19 protein-coding genes, 1 tRNA gene and 1 pseudogene are annotated in these 23,599 nt (G+C 47.2%); 4 read left to right on the top strand and 17 right to left on the bottom strand.

Translation table 11 applies throughout. The features are described from left to right. Positions 1-6: 6 nt before the first annotated feature. Both argJ and argC read right to left on the bottom strand, forming a co-directional pair. Positions 7-1,212, bottom strand: a complete 1,206-nt coding sequence (gene argJ, locus M3079_RS08480; RefSeq protein WP_249078692.1) for a bifunctional glutamate N-acetyltransferase/amino-acid acetyltransferase ArgJ — start codon at positions 1,210-1,212, stop codon at positions 7-9. 12 nt (positions 1,213-1,224) lie between these two features. Then, the gene (argC, locus tag M3079_RS08475; RefSeq protein WP_249078690.1) at positions 1,225-2,259 is read right to left on the bottom strand and encodes an N-acetyl-gamma-glutamyl-phosphate reductase; all 1,035 of its coding nucleotides are present in this window, start codon (positions 2,257-2,259) and stop codon (positions 1,225-1,227) included. Between the two features lie 254 nt (positions 2,260-2,513). On the opposite strand from argC, the gene M3079_RS08470 reads away from it, so the two are divergent. Further along, a complete protein-coding gene (locus M3079_RS08470) occupies positions 2,514-3,374 on the top strand; it encodes a biosynthetic peptidoglycan transglycosylase (protein WP_249078688.1) in 861 nt (286 codons plus the stop codon). 266 nt (positions 3,375-3,640) lie between these two features. Here the strand turns inward: M3079_RS08470 and rd are convergent, their stop codons facing one another. The 7 genes from rd to M3079_RS08435 form a co-directional block, all read right to left on the bottom strand. Next, on the bottom strand, positions 3,641-3,799 hold the full coding sequence (gene rd, locus M3079_RS08465) for a rubredoxin (protein WP_249078687.1): 159 nt from the start codon (positions 3,797-3,799) through the stop codon (positions 3,641-3,643). Positions 3,800-3,905: 106 nt separating this feature from the next. Further along, on the bottom strand, positions 3,906-5,732 hold the full coding sequence (gene uvrC, locus M3079_RS08460; protein WP_249078685.1) for an excinuclease ABC subunit UvrC: 1,827 nt from the start codon (positions 5,730-5,732) through the stop codon (positions 3,906-3,908). Next, entirely contained in the window at positions 5,729-8,572 is a 2,844-nt protein-coding gene (gene uvrA / locus M3079_RS08455) for an excinuclease ABC subunit UvrA (protein ID WP_249078682.1), read from the bottom strand. Before uvrA ends, uvrC begins: the two co-directional genes overlap by 4 nt. Positions 8,573-8,580: 8 nt before the next feature. Further along, the gene (uvrB, locus tag M3079_RS08450; protein WP_249078680.1) at positions 8,581-10,590 is read right to left on the bottom strand and encodes an excinuclease ABC subunit UvrB; all 2,010 of its coding nucleotides are present in this window, start codon (positions 10,588-10,590) and stop codon (positions 8,581-8,583) included. An 18-nt stretch (positions 10,591-10,608) separates the two neighbouring features. Beyond that, positions 10,609-11,361, bottom strand: a complete 753-nt coding sequence (locus M3079_RS08445; protein WP_249078678.1) for an exodeoxyribonuclease III — start codon at positions 11,359-11,361, stop codon at positions 10,609-10,611. A gap of 121 nt (positions 11,362-11,482) precedes the next feature. After that, positions 11,483-12,037 (bottom strand): DUF2284 domain-containing protein, encoded by a 555-nt coding sequence (locus M3079_RS08440; RefSeq protein ID WP_249078676.1) that lies wholly within the window; start codon positions 12,035-12,037, stop codon positions 11,483-11,485. A gap of 15 nt (positions 12,038-12,052) precedes the next feature. Continuing rightward, positions 12,053-12,952, bottom strand: a complete 900-nt coding sequence (locus M3079_RS08435; RefSeq protein ID WP_249078674.1) for a LysR family transcriptional regulator — start codon at positions 12,950-12,952, stop codon at positions 12,053-12,055. 112 nt (positions 12,953-13,064) lie between these two features. Between M3079_RS08435 and M3079_RS08430 the strand changes: the two genes are divergently transcribed. Beyond that, positions 13,065-14,282 (top strand): DUF401 family protein, encoded by a 1,218-nt coding sequence (locus tag M3079_RS08430; protein WP_249078673.1) that lies wholly within the window; start codon positions 13,065-13,067, stop codon positions 14,280-14,282. Positions 14,283-14,341: 59 nt separating this feature from the next. Here the strand turns inward: M3079_RS08430 and M3079_RS08425 are convergent. From M3079_RS08425 to M3079_RS08405, 5 genes and pseudogenes are all read right to left on the bottom strand, one after another. Beyond that, positions 14,342-14,416, bottom strand: a tRNA-Ile gene (locus M3079_RS08425). 57 nt (positions 14,417-14,473) lie between these two features. Next, on the bottom strand, positions 14,474-15,592 hold the full coding sequence (gene rpoD / locus M3079_RS09430) for an RNA polymerase sigma factor RpoD (RefSeq protein WP_349293381.1): 1,119 nt from the start codon (positions 15,590-15,592) through the stop codon (positions 14,474-14,476). An 87-nt stretch (positions 15,593-15,679) separates the two neighbouring features. Next, a pseudogene (locus tag M3079_RS09480) lies at positions 15,680-16,060 on the bottom strand (RNA polymerase sigma factor region1.1 domain-containing protein); the annotation flags it as partial. Between the two features lie 38 nt (positions 16,061-16,098). Continuing rightward, the gene (dnaG, locus tag M3079_RS08410) at positions 16,099-17,883 is read right to left on the bottom strand and encodes a DNA primase (RefSeq protein WP_249078671.1); all 1,785 of its coding nucleotides are present in this window, start codon (positions 17,881-17,883) and stop codon (positions 16,099-16,101) included. 102 nt (positions 17,884-17,985) lie between these two features. Next, positions 17,986-18,972, bottom strand: a complete 987-nt coding sequence (locus tag M3079_RS08405; RefSeq protein ID WP_021715551.1) for a deoxyguanosinetriphosphate triphosphohydrolase — start codon at positions 18,970-18,972, stop codon at positions 17,986-17,988. Between the two features lie 93 nt (positions 18,973-19,065). Between M3079_RS08405 and M3079_RS08400 the strand changes: the two genes are divergently transcribed. Beyond that, the gene (locus tag M3079_RS08400; protein WP_249078669.1) at positions 19,066-19,536 is read left to right on the top strand and encodes an organic solvent tolerance protein OstA; all 471 of its coding nucleotides are present in this window, start codon (positions 19,066-19,068) and stop codon (positions 19,534-19,536) included. 39 nt (positions 19,537-19,575) lie between these two features. Here the strand turns inward: M3079_RS08400 and M3079_RS08395 are convergent, their stop codons facing one another. Both M3079_RS08395 and M3079_RS08390 read right to left on the bottom strand, forming a co-directional pair. Beyond that, positions 19,576-20,397 carry a pyruvate, water dikinase regulatory protein gene (locus M3079_RS08395; RefSeq protein ID WP_349293379.1) on the bottom strand — a complete coding sequence of 274 codons (822 nt, stop codon included), beginning with the start codon at positions 20,395-20,397 and terminating at the stop codon, positions 19,576-19,578. After that, a complete protein-coding gene (locus tag M3079_RS08390; protein WP_044896682.1) occupies positions 20,390-21,052 on the bottom strand; it encodes a helix-turn-helix transcriptional regulator in 663 nt (220 codons plus the stop codon). Before M3079_RS08390 ends, M3079_RS08395 begins: the two co-directional genes overlap by 8 nt. A gap of 208 nt (positions 21,053-21,260) precedes the next feature. Between M3079_RS08390 and M3079_RS08385 the strand changes: the two genes are divergently transcribed. Beyond that, positions 21,261-22,175 (top strand): stalk domain-containing protein, encoded by a 915-nt coding sequence (locus M3079_RS08385; RefSeq protein ID WP_249078667.1) that lies wholly within the window; start codon positions 21,261-21,263, stop codon positions 22,173-22,175. Between the two features lie 115 nt (positions 22,176-22,290). On the opposite strand, the gene M3079_RS08380 is transcribed toward M3079_RS08385, so the two are convergent. Next, on the bottom strand, positions 22,291-23,583 hold the full coding sequence (locus M3079_RS08380; protein WP_249078665.1) for an S-layer homology domain-containing protein: 1,293 nt from the start codon (positions 23,581-23,583) through the stop codon (positions 22,291-22,293). Positions 23,584-23,599 lie beyond the last annotated feature (16 nt).

The raw sequence follows: 23,599 nt of genomic DNA, 5'->3' as shown, positions 1-23,599 counted from the left end.
TTAATATCAGGTGTGGTATTCACCGTTTATTTTAACATATTCATAGCTGAAATCACATGTCCAGACGGTAGCTTCTTCTTTGCCTGCGCCAAGGTCTATTTTCATGCTGATGTCGTGCTGTTCCATAATGTCTTTCAGGCTTTCAAGCGGAACATTACAGTTCATGCCGTTTTCCACAAGCCTTACGCCGCCGATTTCAAGGTTAACCTTATCCGGCTCCATCTGCGCGCCGCTGTAACCGGCTGCACAAACAATGCGTCCCCAGTTGGGGTCTTTGCCAAAGAAAGCCGTTTTTACAAGCGGGGATTTGGCAATGGCCATAGCAGCAGTTTTTGCTTCTGCCCAGGTTGCGGCACCGGCAACGTTTACTTCCAAAAATTTGGTAGCGCCTTCGCCGTCGCGCGCAATCATTTTGGCAAGGTCCTGAGCACATGCCAGCAAGGCTTCAAAAAACGCCGGGTAATCCGGATGTTCTTCGCTTACAATAATTTCGTTTTCGGCAAGGCCGTTAGCCAGTACAATCATACTGTCATTGGTGCTGGTATCGCCGTCAACAACAACCATATTAAAGGATTTATCGGCAGCCGCCTTAACCGCGCGTTTTAAAACATCCGGCGCAACGGCAGCATCGGTAGTTAAAAAGGTAAGCATGGTTGCCATATTGGGGTGAATCATGCCGGCGCCTTTGGCTATACCGGCAATTTTAACGGTTTTGCCGCCTAATTCAAACTCATAAGCCGCATGCTTGATAAAAGTATCCGTTGTCTGAATTGCCATGGCGCAGCTTTCGCCGCCGGTTTCGTCCATAGCGTCAACTGCATCGGCAATGCCTTTTGCCAGTTTATCCATCGGCATAAAATGCCCGATAACACCTGTGCTGCAAACATAAACAGCATCGTTTTCAACGCCTAAAAGTTCTGCCGTCTGTGCCTGCATTGCTTCGGCGTCTTTTAAGCCCTGTTCGCCGGTGCAGGCGTTAGCGCAGCCGCTGTTTACCACAATAGCCTGCGCATAAGATTTTGCGGCAACTTTGCGGCTTACCAATACAGGGGCCGCGCACATTTTATTCTGCGTAAACACGGCACCGGTTGCCGCCGGCACTGTGCTGTAAATAACGGCTACATCATGGTTGCCGCTGGCTTTAATTCCGGCTTTGACACCTGCTGCCAAAAAGCCCTGCGGCGTTGTAACCCAACCGTCAATCTTTTTCATTAGCCAACCTCCTTAAGGATATACGGGCAGCTGACGCAGCCCGGTTGTTTCATCAAGGCCAAACATTACATTCATATTCTGTACGGCCTGCCCGGCAGCACCTTTTACAAGGTTATCGAGCGCACTCATTACAATCACTCTGCCGGTGCGCGCATCCGTCTGCCAGCCTATATCGACATAATTGGAAGCCCTGATATTTTTAATTTCCGGGCATGCTCCTTTGCCTAATAGGCGGATAAAAAATTCGGCGCCATACATTTCTTTAAAAGCATTTTCAATATCGGCATCCGTAACGCCCGGTTTAAGCATAGCATAGCAGGTTGCCAAAATGCCGCGGTCAACCGGCAGAAGGTGCGGAGTAAACTGAATTACAACATCTTCGCCTGCAAATTCAGAATAAATCTGCTCAATCTCAGGGGTATGCCTGTGCGTTGCCACGCCATAAGCGTGGAAGTTTTCGTTGACAGAGCAGTACAGGCTGCCAAGTTTAAGCCCGCGCCCGGCTCCTGTTGTGCCGGACTTGGCATCAACAACAATGCCTTTTGTTTCAATTAAACCTGCTTTCAGCAGAGGCACCAGAGCCAGAATGCTGCAGGTTGTATAACATCCGGGGTTTGCCACCAGTTCAGCAGCGGCAACATCTTTGCGGTACAATTCCGTTAACCCGTAAACAGCTTTTGCTTCAGGGTCAGCATGCGGAACTTTATACCATTTTTCAAACACCTTTACATCCCTGAAACGGTAATCACCGCCAAGGTCAATTATTTTAACGCCGCTGCCGCGCAGCATTTTGCCAATCTTCATAGCATGCCCGTGCGGAAGCGCGATAAATATTACATCACTGCCTTTTGCAATTTTTTCCAGCTCATTCATGGAAATAAGCTGTTTGTCTATTCTTCCGCGCAAATGCGGATACATTGCGGCTATATCTTCACCGGTACTGCTTTCAGAAGTAATATAAGCCACTTCTGCCTGCGGATGCCCGTCCAGGAGCCTTAAAAGCTCAGCACCTGCAAACCCGGTTGCACCGATAACACTTGCTCTCATACCGAACCTCCCTTGAATTTATGATTTTATAATTATACAACTATTATGTATAATTAATCAATAGTATTTTTTAATTTTTTCGCAGTTGTTTCCAGTTTTTGCAAAAAGAAAACACTATGCCATTATCATGTATATTGTACTACTTTAGTATCCCTTTTTCAAAATTTTTTCGGTAAAAAATAAAAATAAAATTTAAATTTTACCTTGGCGCAATTTTTGGTACAATATTATATAAGAAAACAGGTGAGGTAATTATGGGAAAAATCATTAAACTATTAATTATACTGGCAGCTGTAACAGGTCTTTTTATGTACTACCCCAATATAGCAGGCTACGAAACAGACCCGCAGCCGGCGCAGCAGGCAGCAACAACGCAGATACAGGAACAGGCAAACCATGTCAGCGAATATCAGCAGACAGAAAGCACGCTGATGACAATTTTGCCATATCTGCCGGAGCGTGACACCTGGCCTGACCCGCTGCAAAAAATGTTTATGCTCTTTACTATTGAAAATACGGTTAAGGAACGTACTGCCGGTATGGAATGGACTGCACTGCCCGATATACCGACGGCTATGCAGCAGGCACTGGTAGCCATAGAGGACCACGATTTTTACCGCCACGGTGCTGTTGATATGGGCGGCATACTGCGTGCAACTTTCGTAAATATTTCTGCCGGCGAAATTGTGCAGGGAGGCAGCACACTTACGCAGCAGCTTGCCAAAAATATGTTTTTAAGCCAGGAACAGACAATGAGCCGCAAAGTTTATGATGTCATGTTCTCGCTGATGCTGGAAGATAAATTCAGCAAAGACCAGATTCTGGAAATGTATTTTAACACTACCTACTTCGGCAACGGAGCAACCGGAATCACTGCCGCTGCACGCAGTTACTTCGGCAAAACGCCTGCCGAAATGAACCTCGCCGAATGTGCGGTTATCGCTTCGCTGCCGTACGCACCGTCCGCGCTTAACCCGTACGAAAATCCCGAAGGCTGCAAAAAACGCCAGCATTTAGTGCTTGATACCATGGTTAAACGCGGCTTTATAGGCGAAACAGTTGCCAACGCCGCTAAAGAGAAAACTATCTATCTGGCAGACGGCACGGAATTATAAAAACTGCGCGTGATATAAAAAGATATAGGAAGTATCAATGTGAAGCGCAGATCAAAATCGCGACGGCTAAATAATTGTTGTAGCCCCCATGCGCCGGACCGCATATCCGGTTCGGCGAACGCAAATAGGAGCGACGTTTTTGACAAGCTGAACAGAGATACTTCCTATATTTTTTAACTAACTTTTATAAAATTATCAATCAGTTTATCCTGAAAACAAAACAGGCCCCATACTTAATTAAAAGTACGAAGCCTGTTTTTATTTTCTTATTGTTCGCTGAACTGGTCTTTGCCTACGCCGCAGAGGGGGCAAACCCAGTCTTCCGGTACATCTTCCCAAGCGGTGCCTGCTTCAATGCCGTTGTCCGGGTCACCTACTTCGGGGTCATAAATGTAACCGCAGATATTGCATACCCATTTTGCCATAAATTCCATCTCCTTTTATTTCATTTTAAATCTTTTCAAGCCGTTACTGCTTATGTGCCTATTATAGCACACTTTATTCTAAAAGAAAATAATTATTGAAAATGTTTCAATTTTTTAACACTTCAGCCTTTTCCGGCAAATCCATGCGGAAAAAGTCATATATTTTCTGCGCCGCAGGATAATTCATGCTTTCCGTATCCGCAAGTTCTTCCACGCTGGCCGCTTTAATGGCGTCAATAGACTTAAATTTAAGCCACAAAGCCTGCCGCCGTTTGGGGCCAATGCCTTCGATATGGTCCAGCACCGAACGCAGATTGCGTTTGCCGCGCAGCTTGCGGTGATAGGTTATTGCAAAGCGGTGCGCTTCGTCGCGGATACGCTGAATTAAATGCAGCGATGCCGATTCCCTGTCCAGCATAATGCTTTCGTGGCTGCCTTCGGTAAAAATTTCTTCTTCGCGCTTGGCAAGGCCTATTACCGGCAGTTCGTGCAGCCCCAGCCCGCGGATAACCTCCAGTGCGCTGCTCAGCTGACCTTTGCCGCCGTCAATAACAACCAAACTCGGCAAATCCTCGTAATCCTTATAGCGGCGGTACACAACCTCCTGCATGGATTTAAAATCGTCGGGCTTGCCTTCGGCGCTGACAATTTTATATTTGCGGTAATCTTTTTTACTCGGTTTTCCGTTGCGGAACACAACCATGGATGCAACCGTTTCCGAGCCCTGCGTATGCGAGATATCAAAGCAGTCCATGCGTTCCAGCGGGTCCGGCAGGCTCAGTGCCCTTTGCAGTTCTTCCGTAGCTTCTTCGTCCGTTTTTAAGCTAATTTTGCCTTTGCGCAGGCGTTCTTCAAGAAGCTTGCCCGCATTTTCATCAGCCAGCTGCAAAAGGTCACGCTTGGTTCCGCGCTGCGGGCGGATAAATTCAACCTTGTGTCCGGCTTTTTCCGTCAGCCAGGTAGTAAGCACCGCAGTTTCATCTTCTTCCGGCAAATCCGGCAGAATTATCTCGCGCGGTATAAACGAAGCATCATTGTAATACTGCTTGATAAACGCCGTTACCACTTCCTGCCTGCTGTCGCCGCCGTCGGGCAGAAAGAAATTCTCACGCCCAATCAGCTTGCCGCTGCGCACAAAAAATATTTGCAGGCAAATGCCGGTATCGTCTTTGGCATAACCGACTACATCCATATCACCGCCGCCGGTAACTGCCTTCTGCGATTCGTCCAGACGTTTTACAGCCGCCAGCTGGTCGCGCAGGCGCGCCGCTTCTTCAAAAGCATAATTTTCGGCGGCATTTTGCATACGCTGCTTTAAGTCTTTTTCCAGCTCACTCGTACGTCCGTCAAGCACCATGCATACGCTGCGTATCATTGCCCCGTATTCTTCCCTGCTTACAAGCCCTGCGCACGGAGCAAGGCAGCGTTTAATGTGATATTGCAGGCACGGGCGCTCCTGATTCATTTTGCGGCAGGTACGCAGCGGAAACATCGTCCGTAAAAGTTTTACCGTGGCGTGCATCGCACCGGCATCGGCATAAGGGCCGTAATATTTGCTGCCGTCGCGGATAAGCCGCCGCGTAACATAAATACGCGGAAAATCTTCTGCCATTGTTACCTTTAAATAAGGGTAGGTTTTATCGTCCTTCAGCATAATGTTGTAGCGCGGACGGTATTTTTTTATAAGGTTGCACTCCAGAATCAGCGCTTCCACTTCACTGTCGGTAACAATGGTTTCAATTTCCGCAACTTTGCTGACCAGCGCTTTAACCTTAACCGTATGCGAGGCCAGATTGCGGAAATAACTGCGCACGCGGTTTTTAAGCACAACGGCCTTGCCGACATAAATTACTTTGCCGTGTTCGTCGTGCATCAGGTATACGCCGGGCTTATCGGGCAGTACCGCCAGTGCTTTGGCTATGTTTTCGTTCATTGGTACCACCCGTTGTCTTTAGCCTGTTTTAAAACCTGCTTTACATACTGGCCGGTGTAGGATTTTTTTACTTTGGCCATTTCTTCCGGCGTACCGCAGGCAACAAGCGTGCCGCCTTTATCGCCGCCTTCGGGGCCGAGGTCAATTAAATAATCAGCAGTTTTAATAACATCAAGGTTGTGCTCGATAACAACAACGCTGTCACCGGCTTCCACAAGACGCTGCAAAACATCCAGCAGCTTGTGTACATCGGCAATATGCAGGCCGGTTGTAGGTTCGTCCAGAATATACAGCGTTTTGCCTGTGCTGCGGCGGCTGAGCTCCGTTGCCAGTTTTACGCGCTGCGCTTCGCCGCCGCTAAGCGTTGTTGCCGCCTGCCCCAGATGGATATAGCCAAGCCCAACATCTTCCAGCACCTGCAATTTACGTGCAATACGCGGCAGGTTCTTAAAAAATTCGCAGGCTTCCGTTACCGTCATGTCCAGCACTTCGGCAATGCTTTTGCCTTTATAATGCACTTCCAGCGTATCGCGGTTATAGCGCGCACCGTGGCAAACTTCGCACGGCACATACACATCCGGCAGAAAGTTCATTTCAATTTTGTTCATACCGTCGCCGCGGCAGGCTTCGCAGCGGCCGCCCTTTACGTTAAAGCTGAAACGCCCCGGCTTGTAGCCGCGCATTTTGGCCTCGTTGGTCTGGCTGAACAATTCGCGTATAAAATCAAACACGCCCGTATATGTTGCCGGGTTGCTGCGCGGTGTACGCCCAATCGGCGACTGGTCGATATTAATAATTTTGTCGATATTTTCCAGCCCGCGGATTTCCTTATGTTCCGAAGGGCGCAGACGCGCACCGTGCAGCTTTGCAGCCAGCGCGTTGTACAAAATATCGTTAATGAGCGTGGATTTGCCGCTGCCGCTGACGCCGGTAACAACGGTAAACACGCCCAGCGGAATTTTTACATCTATGTTTTTAAGGTTATTGGCTTTAGCGCCGATAATTTCTATATAACGCCCGTCGCACTCACGGCGTTTTTTCGGCACGGGGATAAACTTGCGGCCGCTTAAATACTGCCCGGTAACGGAGTTTTCCACCAGTTTGATTTCTTCTGCCGTGCCCTGCGCAACCACATTGCCGCCGTGTTCACCGGCACCGGGGCCGATATCAATAATCTGGTCTGCCGCATACATGGTTTCTTCGTCGTGTTCAACCACCAGCAGCGTGTTGCCCAAATCACGCAGGTGCTGCAGAGTTGCCAGAAGTTTGCTGTTATCGCGCTGATGCAGGCCGATAGAAGGCTCATCCAGAATGTACAGCACGCCGACAAGCCCGCTGCCTATCTGCGTAGCAAGGCGTATGCGCTGCGCTTCGCCGCCGCTTAACGTACCGGCAGCACGGTCAAGCGTTAAATAATCAAGCCCTACATCATTTAAAAAACGCAGGCGTGCCAGTATTTCCTTTAAAATCTGGCGGGCAATAAACTGCTGGCGTTCCGTAAGGTTCAGCGTTTCAAAAAAGTTTATCGCGTCACGCACGGTAAGGGCAGTAACTTCACAAATATTTTTGCCGCCGACGAGTATCGAGAGCACCTCCGGTTTTAAACGCGCACCGTGGCACACCGGGCAGGGCGTACTCGTCATAAAGCTTTCAATATCAAGGCGCATGCGCTCGCTGAACGCCTCGCGGTGACGGCGGCGCAAAAGCGGAATTATGCCTTCAAACGGCGTGGTATGTTTTTTTACTTCGCCCTGCAAATTTTCATACATAAATGAAAATTTCTGTTCGCCACTGCCGTACCACAAAATTTCCTGCATATCTTTGGGCAGGTCGTTCCATACGGTATCAAGCGAATAACCGTAATAACTTAAAACAGCTGCCAGCTGCTTCATATGGTAGGCTTCCTGGTTTGTTGAAAGCGCGGCAATAACGCCTTCGGCAAAGGTTTTGCTGCCGTCCGGAATAATCAGCGATTTATCCAGTTCCATATTCATGCCAAGGCCGGTACAGGCCGGGCAGGCACCCATAGGGTTGTTAAACGAAAACAGGCGCGGCTCAATTTCCGGCAGGCTGATGCCGCAGTCGCTGCACGCAAAGTTTTCGCTGTACATCTGCGTTTCGCCGCCGATAACATTAATTTCAACAAGCCCTTCCGCCAGCTTCAGTGCCGTTTCCACGGAATCTGTAAGGCGCTGCGTAATGCCGTCACGCACAGCAAGTCGGTCGATAACGACGGACAGGCTGTGCTTTTTATTTTTTTCCAACTTAATTTCTTCATCAAGGGTACGCACTTCGCCGTCAACAAATATACGGACGTAACCCGCTTTGCGCATCTGGTCCATTATTTTGGCATGTTCGCCCTTGCGTCCGCGCACCAGCGGCGCCATTACCATAAACCTTGTTCCCTGCGGCATGGCCAGTACATGGTCTACAATCTGCTGCACGGTCTGGCGTTCAATCAACTTACCGCATTTAGGGCAGTGCGGCTCGCCGATACGCGCAAACAGCAGCCTTAAATAATCGTAAATTTCCGTAACGGTGCCAACGGTAGAACGCGGGTTGCGGCTGGTTGTTTTCTGGTCAATGGAAATAGCAGGGCTAAGTCCTTCAATATAATCAACGTCAGGCTTGTCCATCTGCCCCAAAAACTGGCGGGCATAGGCCGAAAGCGATTCCACATAGCGGCGCTGCCCTTCAGCATAAATAGTATCAAACGCCAGCGACGATTTGCCGCTGCCGCTTAAACCCGTAATTACCACCAGTTTGTCGCGCGGTATTTCCACGGTAATATTTTTTAAATTATGCTGTCTTGCTCCTTTTACAATAATCTGGTCTTTCATGTTTTCCTCTATTTTTTACGTTTCTTAGGCACTAATTTTTCGCCCAGCAGCCCTTTGGTTACAATCAAACGGTCGCGCAGTTCGGCAGCGCGTTCAAAGTCAAGTGCTTTGGCGGCTTCCGTCATTTCTTTTTCCAGTGTGCGCGCCAGTTTTTCAATTTCTTTAATGCTGCGTTTTTTCAGTGCCTTTTCGCTGTAATCATCAATGCCGGTTTCTTCGGCAACCTTGGTCAGCTTAATCAGCTGGCGCTGCTCTTTGTAAACCGTTTTCGGCGTAATGCCGTGTTCTTTATTGTAAGCCGCCTGTTTTTCACGGCGGCGTTCGGTTTCATCAATGGCGCGCTGCATCGAATCCGTTATGCGGTCTGCATACATAATTACGCGCCCGTGCTCGTTGCGGGCCGCACGCCCGATAGTCTGAATCATGGAAGTATCGCTGCGCAGGAAGCCTTCCTTATCGGCATCCAGAATGGCTATCAGCGAAACTTCCGGCAAATCAAGCCCTTCGCGCAGAAGGTTAATGCCTACCAGCACATCAAACTTGCCGCTGCGCAGGTCGTCAATAATCGCACCGCGCTCAATCGTGGCAATTTCCGAATGCAGGTAACGCACGCGTACACCGGCGGTTTTAAGGTAATCCGTCAAATCCTCCGCCATGCGCTTGGTCAGCGTTGTTACCAGCGTGCGCTCACCGGCAGCGGTTACTTTATTTATTTCCGTCAGCAAATCGTCAATCTGCCCCTTAATCGGGCGTATTTCAATTTTGGGGTCTAAAAGCCCTGTCGGGCGGATAATCTGCTCCACAACCTTATCGGCATGTTCCAGTTCGTATTTGGCAGGCGTTGCCGATACGTAAATTGCCTGCTTTATCTGCGACTGAAACTCGTCAAAAGTCAGCGGGCGGTTATCAAACGCCGACGGCAGGCGGAAACCGTGCTCCACAAGCATTTCCTTGCGCGAACGGTCACCGGCGTACATGGCGCGTATCTGCGGCAGCGTAACGTGCGATTCGTCAACCACCAGCAAGAAATCATCCGGGAAATAATTTACCAGCGTAAACGGCGCTTCGCCAGCCTTGCGCCCTGCCAGATGGCGCGAATAGTTTTCGATGCCGGAGCAGTAGCCCATTTCGTTCATCATTTCCAAATCGTAATTTGTACGCTGCTCAAGGCGCTGCGCCTCCAGCAGCTTGTTATGCTCATTCAGGTATTCCAGCCGTTCTTTCAGTTCAACCTTTATGTCTTCCATCGCGCGTTCCAGATTCTCGCGCGAAGTTACATAGTGCGATGCCGGAAAAATTGCCACATGCGTGCGCTGCGCCAGCACTTCACCGGTCAGCACATCAATTTCCAGTATGCGGTCTACCTCGTCGTCAAACATTTCTATGCGCACGGCTTTTTCATTGTAACCGGCAGGAATAACTTCAATTATATCACCGCGCACGCGGAATGTGCCGCGCTGAAAAGCAATATCGTTGCGGTCATACTGAATTTCCACCAGCTTGCGCAAAATAGCCTGGCGGTCAATAATCTGCCCCGTCCTCAGCGAAAGCACCATATCGTAGTATTCCTGCGGTGCGCCCAGGCCATAAATGCACGACACACTGGCTACAATAATTACGTCGCGGCGTTCAAACAGCGCGCTGGTGGCAGAGTGGCGCAGTTTATCAATCTCGTCGTTAATGGAAGCGTCCTTTTCAATATAAGTATCGCTCTGCGGAATATAGGCTTCCGGCTGATAATAATCGTAGTAAGATACAAAATATTCAACCGCGTTATCCGGAAAAAACGCCTTTAACTCGCTGGCAAGCTGGGCCGCCAGTGTTTTGTTGTGCGCAATAACAAGAATCGGTTTGCGCACACGGTTAATAACCTGCGCAATGGTATAGGTTTTGCCCGTGCCGGTTGCACCCAGAAGCACCTGCGTATGCAGCCCTTTGTTTACACCGTCAACAAGTTCTTCTATGGCCTGCGGCTGGTCACCGGCAGGTTCAAACGGTGCCTTTATGTTAAAATCCATAATTAACGCCTCACAGCATTATTTTAAAATCAAACCTACAGGGCAGTGGTCGCTGCCCATAATCTCAGGGTAAATCAATGCGTCCTCAATTTCGTCCTGCATTTTCTGTGATACAAGGAAGTAGTCAATACGCCATCCCACGTTCTTTTCGCGTGCTTTAAACATGTAGGACCACCATGTATAAGCGCCTTCCTTATCAGGATATAAATGGCGGTAAGAATCTACAAAGCCGGACTGCAAAAGTTCTTCCATTTTTGCACGTTCTTCGTTGGTAAAACCGGCATTGCCGACATTGTTTTTGGCGTTTTTAATATCAATGAAATTACGTGCCACATTCATATCGCCGCAGATAAGCACCGGTTTCCTGACGTTCAGTTCGCCGACATAACTGCGGAAGGCATCTTCCCATGTTACGCGGTACGGCAAACGCGCCAAATCACGCTGGGCGTTGGGAACATAAACATTGACAAGGTAAAACTTATCGTATTCCGCACAAATAATGCGCCCTTCCTTATCATGTTCTTCAATGCCCATATCGTAAGTTACACTGATTGGTTCCGTTTTACTGAAAATTGCCGTGCCGGAATAACCTTTTTTCTCGGCGCTGTTCCAGTATTCAAAATAACCGGGAAACTCAAAATTAGCCTGCTCGCGCTGCATCTTGGTTTCCTGCACGCAGAAAACATCGGCGTCAACGCTGTCCATAAAATTTTTAAAGCCCTTATTCATGCAGGCTCTTAAACCATTTACATTCCACGAAACTAATTTCATTAATCAATCCACATCCTGTTCTATATAAAATATAAAAATTATCTAATAGTATAATTATATCATTTTCGTTTTTGCTTTTAAAGCCATAACGGCAAACACCCGTTGACAAATTTGTAAACAATTATTCCACCAGCACCATGCCGTAAATATCCAGTTTGGTTATCGGCCCGGTTACTACATCCATGTCAAAACCGTTGTCACGCGCCAGCGCGAACACATCTATGCCGCAGGCTTCCAGCGAGGGGCGTGCTTTGGTTGGATGCACGCAATGCTCCAGATTACATTTTTCGCACAAACGGCAGCGCCCCGCTTTAAGCGCAAATGCCTTATAATGATTAAGCAAAAATGCTTCGCGTTCCAGTTCCAGCAAAATGCGCAGAAGTTCGTTGCTCAGCTGCAAATCCGCACGCTCAAAATCAGCCGGTCCGGTAGGGTCAAGCTGCATGGTGTACTGCACAATAATGCCTTTCTGATACTCGCTCAAAAAGCGCTGCGTAGCTTCATAATCCGGAGAATACGGCGGGCAGCACAAAGTTTTACCGTAATTCGGGCAGCCGTACTGGCATTTCCAGCGCGTCCACGAACCCGTTTTTATCTTGTTTACATCCACAACTCTGGCTGCGGAAGCACCTGCCGCCAGTGCTTTTTCTATTAAAACCTGCAAATCTTTTTCCATTGTAACCCCTCCTGTTTAATTATCGTCAAGCAGAGTTTCCAATCCCTGCCGCCCAAGCTGCCTGCAAAAACCGGTAAACCTGGTAAATTCTTTGCTTAAAACTTTATCCTTATGGTAAATAATGCCAAAACGCCGCGTAAACACCTTGCTGCAAAGGTTAATGCACCCAAGTTTATGCTCTTTAAGCTCACGCTTAACCAAAAAGCGCGAAATAAAAGCTATGCCCATTTTATTTTTTACAGCAAGCTTTACAGAAGCAGCACTGTTGCAGACGCAGTTAATCTTCAGCGGCAGCCCGTTTTTGGCAAATACATTTTTTAAAAGCAGGTCTGTCGCACTGCCGTTTTCCCTGCCCACAAAAACTTCTCCGGCAATTTCTTCAAGCGCTGCCGTACGTCCTTCCAGCAGATGCCCCGGCCAGCATATAACAACTATGTCATCATCAAAAAACGGCAGATACTCAAAAGAATCCTGCTGCACCGTTTCCGGAACTATTGCCAGATCAAGGCTGCTGTTTAAAATTTTCTCCGTTAAGGTTTGTGTATTGCTTATCTCGGCGCTGATATGAATATCCGGGCTGCGCTTTTTAAATTCCGCCAGCAGCGGATACAGAAAACTTGCGCCCACCGTATTGCACGAACCGATATTAAGCGATACCGGCGCATTATGCATGGCAGAACTCAAGCGCCCGATGCTTTTTAAAACCTGCGTTGCAAGGTATAACATTTTCTCTCCGGCAGCGGTTAAATAAAGATTATGGTTCAGGCGTTCAAACAAAAGCACATTATATTCTTTTTCCAGCGCCTTAACCGCCTGGCTGACGGACGATTGCGAAATCATCAGCGACTGCGCCGCTCTGCTCATGTTCATGTATTTACATACTTCCACAAAAATTTCCAGATAACGGATTGTCATTTTATTTTCCTCGTTATTAGTATTTACTTATTATCTTACTACTATATTCATATTTTTCAATAGCCTGAAAACGTGTTAAACTTTCTTCATAAATAAAAAAGGTGGTTAAATTATGAATATTTTTGTAATTTTAATTTCAGCACTTTTAATTATTATTGTACTGCTGCGCCGACGTGTGCCAATAGGGCCGGCAATTTTAACGGCAGGAATTTTTATTTGGGCAGCTGCCGCCCCGCAGCCGCATTATTTGTGGGACGCCTGGATAGAAACCTTCAGCGCTTACCGCACTTACGATTTAATTTTTGCCTTGTACTTTGTTATGTGCCTGGAAATTGAGCTGCGCACCGGCGGCATTTTGGATGACCTTGTGCGTTCACTGCACCGCCTGCTTAAAAGCCCGCGCCTTACGCTTGCCATTATGCCGGCATTTTTAGGGCTTCTGCCTTCGCTTGGCGGAGCGCGCTTTTCTGCCCCTATTGTTGAAATAACAGCCAAAGGTTTAAACCTGACGGCAGAACACAAAGCCAATATTAATTTCTGGTTCCGCCATATTTTTGAATTTTCCAGCCCTATTATTCCCGGCATGCTGATGGCATGCAGCATTGCCGCAATACCCTTCAGCAGCCTGCTGCTGCATTTGGCGTGGGTTACGCCGCTGTTTTTCCTGGTAGGCTGGCTGGTTTTAATGCGCCCGTTAAAACTTCCGCCGCACATTATTACAGAAACCGGAAAAGTAAATCTTGCAAAAGAATTAAAAACCCTTTGCTTTGCCATTGCCCCGGTTGCCGCCAACTTTATTTTAATAACCGCTTTTAATTTTACGGCGGCTGCCGCTATGGCTCTGGTTGTTTTTGCAATGATATTTGTACTGCGCTTTACCAACCATACATTAAATATTAAAGAAGTTTTTGCAGGTGCGTACGACAGGAAAATGCTGCTTAATATCGTCTGCATTTTCTACTTCATTCAAATTTTAACCGATACCGGCATACTGCACCTTATAGTAAGCGAATTTCAAAAATCGCCGCTGCCGGTACCTGCCATTGTTGCCGCCGTATCATTTATTATCGGCATACTTACGGGTATGTCGCAGGGGCATGTTGCCATAGTAATGCCCATTATCGCCGCTATGGCACCGGGAGATTTAACGCTTGCGGGCATTGCCATGGTATTTGGCGTTGCCGGGCAGATGCTTACACCGACACATATGTGCCTGCTTGTAACGCTCGATTATTTTAAAGCCGATTATTTTAAATGCCTAAAAACACTTGTACCGATGTCGGCACTTTTGCTTGCTGTTTTCAGCGCAGTAACATATATAGCAGGCTAAGTAAAACCTTCCGGATATACAAAAAGACGCAGACCGAAATCTGCGTCTTGTTTTTGGATTGGTGGGCCCAGTAGGATTCGAACCTACGACCAATCGGTTATGAGCCGATGGCTCTACCACTGAGCTATAGGCCCAAGCTGATGGCAATTAGCCAACAGTAATATTTTACTAAAGTTAGTATATATTGTCAACTATTCAAGAAAATCTTTCAGGCGTTTGCTGCGGCTCGGATGCCTTAATTTTCTCAGAGCCTTGGCTTCAATCTGGCGGATACGTTCACGTGTTACGCCAAAATGCTGCCCTACTTCTTCCAGGGTACGGCTGCGTCCGTCCTCAAGGCCAAAGCGCAGTTCCAGTACTTTCTTCTCGCGTACCGTCAATGTTTCCAGCACTTCGTCAAGCTGCTCGCGCAGAAGCGTAAACGAAGCAGCATCAGCAGGTGCCGGTGCGTCATGGTCCTCAATAAAATCGCCCAAATGCGAATCTTCTTCTTCACCGATAGGAGTTTCCAGCGATACCGGTTCCTGGGCAATTTTCATAATTTCACGCACACGGTCAACGGAAGTGTCCATTTCCTTGGCAATTTCTTCCGGCTGCGGCTCACGGCCCAGTTCCTGCAAAAGCTGGCGCGATACGCGGATAAGTTTATTAATGGTTTCCACCATATGCACAGGAATGCGGATAGTACGCGCCTGGTCGGCAATAGCCCTTGTAATGGCCTGGCGTATCCACCATGTTGCATAGGTACTGAATTTAAAGCCTTTATTGTAATCGAATTTTTCAACTGCTTTAATAAGGCCGAGATTGCCTTCCTGAATCAGGTCAAGGAACAGCATGCCGCGCCCTACATAACGTTTGGCAATGCTTACAACAAGGCGCAGGTTTGCTTCCGACAGGCAGCGTTTTGCTTCTTCACCCTGCTCATAAACTTCTTCCAGCAGTTTTTTGTAATCGTCCTCAATTTCAAGGTAAGCATCAAAAACAGCCGTATCTTTTTCTTCCGGCAGGCGGCGCTTAACTTCTTCCAGAATGGTTTTTAAATCAAACAGCGAATGAATTTCTTTATCACTGGTATGTGCATCGGGAGTTACTTTTTCGCTGCCGCTTATGGTTATATGTTCATCCTGCAAAAGTTTGTGCAGGCGCATGCATTCGTCGCGGGTAAAATCGGCAACAAGTGCTTTATATTCTTCTATTGTGCAGGGGTTACCGCTTTTTTCTCTCGCTTCAATAAATTGCAGCGCTTTGGTTATGCTGCGCAAATCGCAGATTGTTTTTTCGTCTTTAATAAGTTCGCGTGCTTTGGCAATAAGTTCCTGCGTGGAATCTTTGCCGGTATATACGGGCGCAACCACGCCGTGCCTTGTGCCGTGCAGAAGCCTGTAAGCCTGTTTGCCCTTGTCCATGCGTTTGGCAAGCTTAACTTCGTCTTCGCCAACCAAAAGAGGCACTCGCCCTATTTCTTTCAGGTACATGCGAACCGGGTCGTCAATGCTTACGCCTTCGGGCACGCTCATATTGGCAAGCTCGGCCTCGTTTATTTCGTCGGCTTCACTTACTGCTTCCGGCTCCAGGTCAAGGTCGTCGTTAGCGTCGTCAACAACATCAATGCCTTTCTGGGCAATCAGTTCATACATGCTGTCCATATCGTCGGCGCTCATGTCTTCAGCGTTCTGCATGGAGTCCATAATTTCACGATAAGTGAGAACACCGCCATGTGATTTTCCTTTAGACAATAATTCCTCAACCTGCTCGGACGGTATTTTTGTATTAGCCATGGTGTTCCCTCCCTTCGTGATAAACTGCTTTAACCATTTCAATACAAATTTTTAATAGCATCTTTTATCTTCTGGCTTTCTGCAAGTTCCTGCAAAAAGCGGCTGTCCCCCAAACGTTCATATTCATCCGCAAGCAGCCGGTGCTTTTCATATAAAGCCTCCAGCCTGCTTTTATTCATCATACGTATGCAGTCGGCAATAAGTTTTTCTTCATCGCCGGGCTGCACATTTTTCGCCATTATCGCTGCAAAAGCCGTTGAAGCCTCTGGGCTTAACACCCTGAAAAGTTCAGCTGTAACATCCTGCGGCATATTTTCCAGCATTCCCGTCAGTGATGAATAAATTTCCTGATGTTCCGGTGACTTGAATCCGGCTTTGGCTATTTCATCCCTGTATACGGGCAGAAGGCTGATATTTTTTGCAAGTATGTTCAACAGCTGCTGTTCCGCTTCGTCATCCGGTGCGGCCGCACGCACTGCTTTTGGCTGCACCGGCAGAGGCACATGCCCCTGGCTGCCGCTTTTGCGGCTCATTTTGCGGTATTCGCTTATGATAAGGCTTTCATCTATTGTCAGCAGCTGGGCTAATTTGCGTATATACCCTGCCACTTCTATATCATTTTTACATTCTAACAGGAATGGTAGTATATTCGACACCGCTTCCACTTTTCCTGCTAAATTTGAAACATTATTTTGCGCTATTACCTGCCGCATCTGAAAGTCAATGCCGTCAGCAGCGTTTTTGACTAATTCAAGATAGGCCTCTGTGCCGTGCCTGCGCACAAATTCATCCGGGTCTTTGCCGTCTGGCACTGCCAGAACTTTAACCCTCAGCCCCGCCGCGCGTGCTATGCTTACAGCCCTCATATCAGCGCGCTGCCCGGCTTCGTCACTGTCGTACGAAAACACAACTTCATCACATACGCGCGCCAAAAGTTTTGCCTGCTCTGCCGAAAATGCCGTGCCCATTGAAGCCACAGCCCAGCCGATACCGGCGGCATGAAGGCTTATTGCGTCCATATAGCCTTCAACAATAATTGCCTGACGCCTGCTTTTTATTTCTTTAATTGCCGCGTGCAGGCCAAACAACAATGTACGTTTATTAAACCATTCGGTTTCGGCGGTATTCATATATTTGGCTGCTTCGGCATTATTTTGCAGAATGCGCCCGCCAAAACCAACCACATGCCCGCGTGCATCTTCAATGGGTATCATAACCCTGCCGCGGAATTTATCGTAAGCGCCGTTACGCCCTTTAACGGCAAGCCCCGCCTTTATCAGCAGCTCCTCGCGGCAGCCGCGTTTGCCAAGCGCTTTTACAAGCGAAGTATAACCCGGCAGCGACACGCCGATAGAAAATTTTTCGATAATTTCCGGCGTAATGCCCCTGCCCGCAAGATAACGCTGCGCCAGTTTGCCAAACTCGCTTTTTGTAAGGCAGGCCTGATAAAAACGTGTTGCCAGTTCGTTGGCGGCAATAATTTCCTTTGTTTCTTTTTCGCGTTCAATTTCCTGCCGTGTTTTTTCGCGCTCCGGAACCGGTATGCCAAGTTTATTGGCCAGAATTTTTAATGCTTCCTGAAAGGTGCAGTTTTCTTCCTTCATTATAAAGGTAAAAACATCGCCGCCTGCATGGCAGCCAAAGCAATAAAAAAAATTCTTATCCGGCGATACGGAAAAAGACGGCGTTTTTTCGCCATGAAAAGGACAGCAGCCCCAATAGCTGCTGCCGCGTTTTTTCAGCGGTACATATTCCGATACTATTTCGACGATATTTGCCTGTGAGCGGACCTGCTCTTTAAAATCATCAAACATACTGCTCATTTGCCTTGCTCCCGTCACTTTAAATATCATCTGTTTTATTTATATTCAATATATAAACAGAAAATCCTCTTTTTTATTGACGATAATTTATTTTTCGCTACATTAAATAATAACAGGCAAATAATGCCTGCTGAACTGCTGTACGGCAGCCGCGTCCGTCAGGCTGGCAATATAATCAACCACAACCTGCTGCAAGCCGTGTCTTTCCACGTTAACGGCATATTCCTGCGGCAGCATTTCCGGGCGGTGCATATACAAATCCAAAAGCGTGGTTACAACATGTTCTGCCTTGCGGTGTTCATTTTTCAGCGGCGGCGAAAGATAAACATAGTCAAACATAAAGCAGCGGAATTCATCCATTGCTTCTTCATAATATTTGTCCATGCTGACAATCTGTTTTCCTGCCGAACTTTCCACCACATTGCGTACAAGAATGTCAAGAATCTGGCTCGGTTTTGTGCCGAGGCGCATTGCAACAATGCCCGGCAGTTTATCCGGCCCTATAATCCCAACTTTGCAGCCATCGTCAAAATCATGGCATAAATAGGCTATACGGTCACAGCGGCGCACTATCTGCCCTTCCAGCGTTTTCGGCAAAGTATCGCCCGTATGGTTAACAATGGCATCACATACATCCAAAGTTAAATTCAGCCCGCGCCCTTCACGTCCGTAATATTTTACCACCCGCAAGCTTTGCTCGTTATGCTTAAAATGCCCCGTATAAGCGTTAATGGCACGTTCGCCCGCATGCCCGAAGGGCGTATGCCCCAAATCGTGCCCCAGCGCCGCCGCTTCCGTTAAATCTTCATTTAAGCGCAGCGCACGGGCTATTGTCCTTGCAATCTGCGATACTTCCATGCTGTGCGTAAGCCGCGTACGGTAATGGTCGCCCGGGTTCAGATAAACCTGCGTTTTATGCTTTAATTTTCTAAAAGCCATGCTGTGAATAATTCTGTCCCTGTCGCGCTGATAAACAGTGCGCAGGTCATCTGGTTCTTCTTCGTGCTCACGCACGGCAGCAGCACTTTTTTGTGCCCATGGCGCCAAAATCTTTTCTTCTGTAGCTTCTATCAACTTTCTTATAACCATTTCTTTCACCTTTATTTCACTTAATCTGCCTTGCCGCCCGGCGCGCCAAAGTCTATAATAATAGTATATTCATAAAATAAAGAGGTTTTTACAATGAAAAGAATTTTTGCAGTTTTATTTATGCTGATGTTTTTGTTTATACCTTCGGCTTTTGCTGCCCAGCCGGATATTTCCAGCGACAGCCAGACTTTTAACCCCTTTACGGGAGTTTACGATTTAAAAGGGCACGTACACGTGGATTTAGGCGACCGCGTTATTGACGGCGATGCTGCGCAGGTTTACCTGTATCAGCTGGAGGTTCATGCACAGGGCAATATCAGCCTTACCGACAAGCCCACCGGAATACATTTTGACTGCGATTCCGTTGAAGTTAAGGGCAATGAACGCACTGCTTATGTAAACGGCAACATGGTTTTTACCCAGGATAACCTGCGTATTACCGCCGATAACGGCAGCTTTAACTGGAAAACCAAAAACGCTGTTTTCTCCGGGAATGTTACCGTTAACGGCACGCCGCACACAGGTGATTTAACCTATAATGTACGCGATAAAAAATTTTTATAACGCCAGCCTAAATAACCCCCGTTAAAACGGGGGTTATTTTTATATGTTCCTGTCTCTGTTTTTCTGTACGTAATCAAGTATGATGCCGGCTGTTTCTTCAATAGCACGGTTCGATACATTAATGATTTTGCAGTGTACGCGGCGCATAATGGCTTTGGCGTATTCCAGTTCTTCGCTGATACGCCTTACATCCGCGTAATTTGCGCCGTCGCTCAGCCCCATGGTTTTTAAACGCTCGCTGCGTATCTCGTTTAATTTAAACGGGTCAATCAACAGGCCAATAATTTTATGGGGAGGAACTTTGAAAAGTTCTTCCGGCGGAGCAATTTCCGGCACCAGCGGCACGTTGGCAACTTTAAGCTGCTTGTGTGCAAGGTACATGCTCAGCGGCGTTTTACTGGTGCGGCTTACGCCAATCAGCACAACGTCTGCCTTTAAAAGTCCCAGCGGGTTCTTGCCGTCGTCATATTTAACAGCAAACTCAATTGCTTCAACACGCTTAAAATATTCGTGGTCCAAAGCATGGATAAGGCCTGCCTGGTTTTTAGGCAAAAGCCCGGAAGTTTTTTCAATGGCCTTCAGCATTGGCCCCAAAACGTCAATAACTTCAACGTCAAGTTCCATTGCCTTCTGCATAATATGCTCGCGCAGTTCCGGCGATACGATAGTATAGCAAACAATGCCGCCGCTTTCTTTAGCTTCTTCAAGTATTTTTTCAACCTGCTGAGCATCTTTAATATAAGGAACGCGGATAATGTCAAATTTTTCCTGTACAAACTGGCTGGTTGTAGCCTTTACAACCGATTCGGCAGTTTCGCCGATAGAATCGGACACAGCATAAATAACCGGTGTCTTAGCTATGATAATTGCCCCCTTTGCCCTCTGCCAAATCTACAAGCAGACGCGTAAAATTAGTTTTTGTAATTCTGCCCACAACCTCGTAGCTGCGGCTGCCTTCTTCTATACAGCGCACAACCGGCAGGCAGTCAATTTCATTATCAATAATCTTCCGGGCAGCAGCTGCCACAGAATCTTCCGGAGTTACAACAATTAATTTGGAAAGCGGCGTCATTACCATAACAACCGGTACTTCGCGCAGGTTATAATTATTATTGATAGCAGCCTTCAACAAATCTTTACGCGAAACAACACCGGCCAGCAATCCGGCATCGTCAATAACAAATACCGTTCCCACATCTTCCAGAAACATTGTTATAACCGCTTCGTAAGCACTCTTATCGTGGTTGACGGCAACCGGCACAGACTGCAAATCGCGCACGCAGATACCGGAAATTTCTTCCATCAGCATACCGAGGGTGTTTTTTCCGGTGTAAAAATACCCTACTTTAGGCCTTGCGTCCAAAATGCCGCCCATCACCAAAATGGCCAAATCACTGCGCAAGGCAGCGCGCGTAACATTAAGTCTTTCTGCAATATGTTCGCCGGTAATCGGTCCGTCCTGTCTTACAATCTCAGCTATACGCTTTTGCCTTGTACTTAAAGAAATTGTTCTCATCCCCTTCTGCCGCTTTAATTTAACCCATAAAATACCATATATATTATTAGTATACTCTATATCTTTCAAAAATCCTCTTTTTGGTAATATATTTTTTAACTCTTATCACAAATTTTACACTTTTGCAAACTCTTTGCAACATACTGGAACAGGAAGGCGTATACATGCTATAATATTTTTAGTTTATACATTAAAGGAGCTGCATAAAATGAAGAAAATGCTTATAGCGGCACTGTGCCTGCTTACGTTAAGCGGCAGTGCCATGGCGGCGCAGAATGTGCCGAAGGAACTGCAAATGTCCGGAACCGTAACGGAAAATACCGGCAGCATGATTACCGTAAAAAACAGCAATAAACCGTTCGACAGCGTTGCCCTGCATATTACGGACAACACCTATATACTGCAAAGCGGTACCGGCTATTATCTTGGCGCCAATGATGTAAAAAAAGACGGGCATGTCAGCACCTGGTACGGACCTGCTTTAACGCGCAGCCTGCCGCCGCAGGGAAAAGCGGATGCCATTGTTTCCGGCCCGGAAGACAGCCGCCCCACCTTTACCTATTTTAATATCGGCAAAGTAGAACCGCGTGAAGACGGCAGCGTGCGCGTGCTTAACGTTAACGAAACACAATACGTTACCCTGCTGCCGGAAGTTTACCCGGAAGCTGCCGAACTTAAACCGGGCGACAAAATGCTGTTATGGTATGAAATTTCTACCTTAAGTTTGCCCGGACAGGCTACTGCAACCAAAGCCGTTTTATTGCAGCAGGGCCTTGCTGATATTAACATCAGCACAACGGCCGGAGTAATTGCTTTAAACGGCAAAGAACTTGCCGACGTTAAACTTGTAAACAAAAACAACACTTTATATGTTCCTCTGCGCGCCGTAGCGGAAGCACTTGGCTATACCGTAACATGGAATCAGGACGCACAAACCGCAGTTGTTTATGACGGCCCGCGCAGCGCAGTATGCACAATTAACAGCAATGAGTACGGTAAACAGCGTATGCGCATTAAGCTGCAAAACAAACCTGAACTTATCGACGGCGTAACCATGGTACCGGTAGAAATGCTGGATTATGTTATGGGCTACAGCGTAAAAGTAAGTGCAGCACATATTTAAAATTTAATATTAAATATTAAGTTATGATAAAAAATGGCGGATTTTATCCGCCATTTTTTTGTAAAGAAAAAGCGGATGGCATAAGCCATCCGCTTTAACAGTTCTAACTATTAAATTAGAAAGTGAAGATTACTTCAGACCAAAGTACCTGAGCATCCGGAGTGCCAAGGCCTTTATCTTCACGACCTTCAAAGTCTGCATATTTAACACCTGCTACAATGTTTTTAGCAAGGGTTACATTTGCACCTACTTCAAAACCTTTGTAACCATCAGTGGTAAATGCGCCGAGTCCATCAGGATATTCAGCATAGCCGCCGCTGAATACAGTAGGTTCGAGATAAGTGGAGAACGGACGATCACTGTAGTTAGCATACAAACCCCAGCTACCGGGTTTAGAAGCTTTAGCACCTTTATAAGTAAGACCTACTAACCAACCATTGTTATCAGTAGATTCATTAAGTCTATCAGCTACTCCGTCATAACCATCAGAATCACCATAGAACCAGCTGCCTCTTAAGGTCAAATCTTTTGCAACTTCACCTTTAAGAGCTACTTCCCAAATTTCCTGATCGCGGAGGTTATCAGCATTGTAATATTTTACAGCGGTATTAACAGCACCAATATTAGCTTCAACACCTGCTACATAGAAACGGTCGCCATCTTCAACTAAGGAAGCGCCATCCTCAATTTCCGTTTTAGTAAATACTTCTTCATCACCAATTGCCAAAGAAGCTACATCATCGCTAAGAGCTTTCATAGCCCAGCCGAATACTTTAACATCGCTGCCATAAGCAAGTTTTACGCCATCTGCACGGGTATCAAGTACATCGCCCTGAACAAAGTCCATACGGCCTGCATCCATTTTAACGCCGCCAACACGGCCGGATACGAATGCCCAGTTTACTTTTGCATCGTCTTCTGCATCTTCATCGCTGTAAACTTGTTCATTCTGCAAACGAGCAGTATAAGTCCAGTCTTCGTTTACCTGACCATTAATGAACAGACGAGTACGAAGTTTACCTTCGTGACCATCACGGTCGCCGCTTACATCGCGATAAGAAGCACGGATCTGACCGGTGATTTTTACATTGTCAGCTTTCTTTTCAAGGTTAGCTACGCGTACGCCGAGGCTGTCCAGTTCGTCAGCAAATTCTGCTGCCAGTTTGTCTACGTTTGCGCCTTTAGCCATAGCTTTAGCAACGATCTGTGCCATTTCATAACGGGTCATCAGCTTGTCACCGCCGTAGGTGCCGTCAGGATAACCGTCTACTACGCCTTCTGCTGCCAGTTTGTTAACTGCGTCATAAGCCCAGTGGCCAGCCGGTACATCGCTGAACGGGTTAGCTGCATATGCGGATGCAGTTACGCCGAGAGCCATAGCCATTGCAAGTACTAAAGATTTTTTCATTTTGTTTTCCTCCCTT

The organism is Phascolarctobacterium sp. ET69 (assembly GCF_023336935.1).
GTDB lineage: Bacteria > Bacillota > Negativicutes > Acidaminococcales > Acidaminococcaceae > Fusicatenibacter_A > Fusicatenibacter_A intestinipullorum.
The sequence above is the reverse complement of the archived record's forward strand: the minus strand, read 5'-3'. Positions and strand labels throughout refer to the sequence as shown.